General features: G+C 46.4%; 2 protein-coding genes. Both read right to left on the bottom strand.

The genetic code is table 11. From position 1 onward, the window contains the following. Positions 1 to 130 precede the first annotated feature (130 nt). Positions 131 to 436 (bottom strand): rhodanese-like domain-containing protein, encoded by a 306-nt coding sequence (locus CHH53_RS10040; protein WP_095215997.1) that lies wholly within the window; start codon positions 434 to 436, stop codon positions 131 to 133. Between the two features lie 60 nt (positions 437 to 496). Next, a partial coding sequence (locus tag CHH53_RS10035) for a class I tRNA ligase family protein (protein ID WP_143594486.1) occupies positions 497 to 1333 on the bottom strand: 837 nt, incomplete at its 5' end.

The raw sequence follows: 1333 nt of genomic DNA, 5'->3' as shown, positions 1-1333 counted from the left end.
GATCAATGACTGCCTTGCGACAGTATCTATATACTACCACCATGATTCGATACTGTCAACACTAGTATCAGAGAAAAATAGATTATTAGCAAAGAAGACGTCGAAACGCCTTCCTTGCCCGCCCCTCATCTTACTTGAAAACCAATTCGCCTTTCCATTCCAGCATACCGCCGTCCATATTGATCACATCATATCCTTGATTCTCCATGAATGCAGCCGCATTCATGCTGCGGTGACCGCCGCGGCAGACAAGTACATATGTCTCGTCCGCAGGCAATTCAGGCAGCTTTTCAGGAATCTGCTGCAGCGGAATATGAATGGCACCTGGAATCATGCCTTGTTCCACTTCTTCCTCTTCCCGCACATCGATCACTTTATAGGCAGAAGTCCCGTTTTCAATAAGTTCATCAAGTTCTTCCGGTTGTATATTACGCATCTTACATCTCTCCTTCACTCAAATAGAATCCCTTCCGGAAACACAGAAGGGATTCATCTATCAATTTGCTACTACATTCACCAGCTTGCCTGGAACGACGATCACCTTGCGGACAGTCTTTCCTTCCAGCCAGCTTTGCATTTGTTCATTATTCAGCGCGATTTGTTCAAGCTCTTCCTTGGATGCATCGTGCGGCACCATTGCTTTTGCCCGCACCTTGCCCATCGCCTGCAGCACGATTTCGATTTCTTGTTCTACAAGCTTCGACTCATCATGGACCGGCCATTCTGCATACGAGATTGTTTCCTGATGTCCCAGTTTGCTCCACAGCTCTTCCGCGATATGCGGTGCTACCGGCGAAAGCAGCTTGATGAAGCCTTCGGCAAAATCACGCGGGATGACAGGTGCTTTATAGCAATCATTGATGAACACCATCAATTGGGAAATCCCGGTATTGAAACGTAAAGCCTCGAAGTTCTCTGTCACTTTCTTCACAGTTTCATGATAGCTTTTTTGCAGTTCTTCGGCATCTGTATCCTGCACCTTATCCGAAAGCTCCCCTTCTTCTGTAATGAATAAGCGCCATACACGATCAAGGAATCGACGGGAACCATCCAGGCCATTTGTCGACCAGGCAATCGAAGCATCCAATGGACCCATGAACATTTCATATAGACGGAGTGTATCTGCCCCATGGGAATCAATGACATCATCAGGATTGACGACATTCCCTTTGGACTTACTCATTTTTTCATTGTTTTCACCAAGAATCATGCCTTGGTTGAACAGCTTCTGGAAAGGCTCTTTCGTCGGCACGACTCCGATATCATAAAGGAATTTATGCCAGAAACGTGCATATAGCAAATGAAGGACGGCGTGCTCTTGCCCACCGATATA

Source organism: Terribacillus sp. 7520-G (assembly GCF_002271665.1).
In the GTDB taxonomy this organism is placed as follows: domain Bacteria; phylum Bacillota; class Bacilli; order Bacillales; family Amphibacillaceae; genus Terribacillus.
The sequence above is the reverse complement of the archived record's forward strand: the minus strand, read 5'-3'. Positions and strand labels throughout refer to the sequence as shown.